The organism is Arthrobacter sp. Dra40 (genome assembly GCF_059091905.1).
Genome location: NZ_JBNHHB010000369.1, coordinates 1 through 3,316 on the forward strand (window position 1 = coordinate 1; position 3,316 = coordinate 3,316).

General features: G+C 64.2%; 3 protein-coding genes and 1 tRNA gene. 1 reads left to right on the top strand and 3 read right to left on the bottom strand.

What is annotated here, in order from left to right; all coding sequences use genetic code 11:
* The 3 genes from acs to AC5RWT_RS35915 all read right to left on the bottom strand — a co-directional run.
* Nucleotides 1–1,740, bottom strand: a 1,740-nt coding sequence (acs, locus tag AC5RWT_RS35905; protein WP_494084386.1) for an acetate--CoA ligase, incomplete at its 3' end; no start/stop codon positions are given.
* 6 nt (nucleotides 1,741–1,746) lie between these two features.
* On the bottom strand, nucleotides 1,747–2,421 hold the full coding sequence (locus AC5RWT_RS35910) for an acetate uptake transporter (protein WP_494084387.1): 675 nt from the start codon (nucleotides 2,419–2,421) through the stop codon (nucleotides 1,747–1,749).
* A 297-nt stretch (nucleotides 2,422–2,718) separates the two neighbouring features.
* Nucleotides 2,719–2,799 (bottom strand) — tRNA-Leu (locus AC5RWT_RS35915).
* Nucleotides 2,800–2,934: 135 nt separating this feature from the next.
* On the opposite strand from AC5RWT_RS35915, the gene AC5RWT_RS35920 reads away from it, so the two are divergent.
* Nucleotides 2,935–3,316: response regulator (locus AC5RWT_RS35920; protein ID WP_494084388.1), on the top strand; the 382-nt coding region annotated here is incomplete at its 3' end.

A 3,316-nucleotide genomic window follows, 5' to 3' on the forward strand; every position in this document is an offset into this window, starting at 1 on the left:
TCCGCCGTCGCCCGCCTCGCTGCGCAGGATGACGAAGGCGACGATGGCCTGCCCGGTGGTGTCGTCCTGGGCGCCGACGACGGCGGCTTCGGCGACTTTCGCATGGGCAACGAGCGCCGATTCGATTTCCGTCGTCGACAGCCGGTGTCCGGCCACGTTCATCACGTCGTCCACCCGGCCCAGAAGCCAGATGTCCCCGTCTTCATCTTTCTTCGCGCCGTCCCCCGCGAAGTAGAGCCCCGGGAACCGTGACCAGTAGGTTTCCACGTACCGGTCGTCGTCGCCCCAGATGGTGCGCAGCATCGAGGGCCAGGGTTCCCGCAGGACCAGGTAGCCGCCGGAGCCGTTGGCGACCGGTTCGCCTGCATCATTGACGACGTCGGCCACCACCCCGGGCAATGCCCTCATGGCAGCGCCCGGTTTACCTGCTGTAACTCCCGGGAGCGGACTGATCATGATGGCTCCGGTCTCGGTCTGCCACCACGTGTCCACGACAGGTGTTTGGTTGTGCCCGATGTTCTCCCGGTACCAGATGTAGGCAGCAGGGTTGATCGGCTCGCCGACGGAGCCGATGACGCGCAGGCTGTTGAGGCTGTACCTGGCCGGGATCCCGGCGCCCCATTTCATGAACGTCCGGATGGCCGTCGGGGCGCAGTAGAGAATCGAGACCTTGTACTTGTCGATAATTTCCCACCAGCGGCCCTGATGGGGAGTGTCCGGCGTGCCCTCGTACATCACGGAGGTGGCACCATTGGCCAGGGGGCCATACACGATGTAGCTATGCCCGGTCACCCAGCCGATGTCCGCAGCAGTCCAGAAGATATCGGACCCAACCTTCAGATCGAACACCGCCCAGTGCGTGTAGGCGCACGCCGTCAGGTAGCCGCCGGTGGTGTGCAGGATGCCCTTGGGCTTGCCCGTGGTGCCCGACGTGTACATCACGTACAGGGGATGTTCGGCATCGAAGGCCTCGGCGTCGTGATCGGCGGAAGCCAACTCAACGGATTCGTGCCACCAGATGTCGCGGTCCGGTGTCCAATCGACGTCCTGGCCTGTGCGGCGGACCACCAGGACCTTGCGGACATCGGGGCAGTCCAACAGTGCCTCGTCTACGGCGGACTTCAATCCGCTGGCCTTGCCTCGGCGGTAGGCGCCGTCGGAGGTGATGACGATCCGCGCATCGCAGTCATGGATCCGCGTCCGGAGTGCATCCGCGGAGAACCCGCCGAATACCACCGTGTGCGGGGCTCCGATCCGCGCACAGGCCAGCATCGCCACCACGGTTTCCGGAATCATCGGCATATAAATTGCCACCCGGTCCCCGGACTGGACGCCCAGATCGGTCAGCGTGTTGGCTGCCTGGCAGACCATCCGGGTGAGCTGGGCATAGGTGATCGTGCGGGTGTCCCCGGCTTCGCCTTCGAAGTAGAAGGCGACCTTGTCTCCGCGGCCGGCCGCGACATGCCGGTCAAGGCAGTTGTAGGCAGCATTGAGCCTGCCCCCGACGAACCACTTGGCGAAGGGCGGATTGGACCAGTCCAGAACCTCGCTCCATTTTTGGGACCAGTCCAGCCGCTCCGCCTGGCGCGCCCAAAAAGCCAGCCGGTCTCCGTCGGCCTCGTCATAGTCCGCTGGCGTTACGTTGGCTTGGGCGGAAAAGGCGGCGTCCGGAGGAAAGCGCCGCTGTTCGTGCAACAAGTTCGCCAGGGTTTCATCCGATTCTGCAGGGCCTGCTGTCATGGCCTGTCACCGTCGTCCGACCGGGAGCACGGTCCGCCGATAGGTGTTGTTTGCCACCACCGCGAGCGAGCAGTACCACGCAATGAGCGCCGTCACGATGCCCAGCCAGCCGCCCAGCACCGTCAGCCCGCCTGCCCCGGAGAATGCGCCAAGGAACAGCGCGATGAAGGTCAGGGTCAAGAAAACAAAAACCGCAAAGACGGCCATGCTCACGCGCCACGCCGAAACTGTCATGTACGCGGTGAAAATGGCCCACGCCAAAAGGTAGACGCCGACGGCTTTGCCGGCGTCGGCGGCCGGCAGGCTGCCCGCACTGAACTGGCTCAAGAACCAGAAGGACAGCCAGAAGGCTCCGTAGGAGCAGAAGGCCGTCGCGCCAAAGACGTTGCGGTTGGCGAATTCCCAGATTCCGGCTGCGAACTGTGCCAGCCCGCCGTAGAACAGTGCGAGTCCCAGGACCACCGGTTCGTCCGCTCTGGGGAGCAGTCCGGCGTTGATCACGCTCAGGACAAAGGTGGTCATTGCGAAGGCGCCCAGACCTAAAGCTGCCGGATCAGCAACCGGCGTGCCGATGCCCGTCTGGGGAGACACAGCAGTGCCTTGGGCCGGTACGGGGGTTTCGGCCCTGCGCCCACTTCCGGTAGGGAGGGTCCCTGCCGCGGAATTTGATTCGACGCTCATGGTACGACTCCTTGGTCAGCACCAGCACCATCACTGGTGACTTATAACAGGCTACACCTGAACATGCAAGGACAAAGTGGGCGCTACTTGTGGTGCATCTCACATCGACTGCCCCGGCCTGGCCCGCCCTGGCCCGCCGGCACCTAGGCGATCTTAGGCGATTCCCGGCCGCACCAGGCAGGGCCTGCGCTTGGCTCAACCACTCCAGCGGCCACCAGCACAAAGGGACCCCCGAAGGAGCCCCTAAACCATGGGTCCCGCCCGGAGGCCCACCAGCCTCCGAACAGGGACAATACGTGCCCGAGGTGGGATTCGAACCCACACGGTTTTACCCGCCGCATTTTGAGTGCGGTGCGTCTGCCATTCCGCCACTCGGGCCGGCACCGGTCGCCGTGGGGCTTCCCACTGTGAAAACCCTCATGCTGCCCAGTGCGCGAATCTACTCTACATGCCGATAGGCTGTTTTACGGAACCGACGCCATGTGAATGGCAACAAACAGTCTAGGAGCGCCAGTGTCTGAACAAACCGAGTCTGCCCCCGCTCGCCGCGTCGTTGTCGCGGAGGACGAGACACTGATCCGCCTGGATATCGTCGAGATCCTGCGGGGCGAGGGCTACGACGTCGTTGCCGAAGCCGACAACGGGGAAAAGGCAGTGGAACTTGCCCGGGAATTACAGCCGGACCTGGTCCTGATGGACGTGAAGATGCCGGTCATGGACGGCATCACGGCGGCCGAGCAGATTGTCAAGGCCCGCATTGCTCCGGTGGTGCTGCTGACCGCGTTCAGCCAAAAGGAGCTGGTGGAGCGGGCCCGCGACGCCGGCGCAATGGCGTACGTGGTGAAGCCCTTCAGCCCGGCGGATCTGATTCCGGCCATCGAGATTGCGCTTTCCC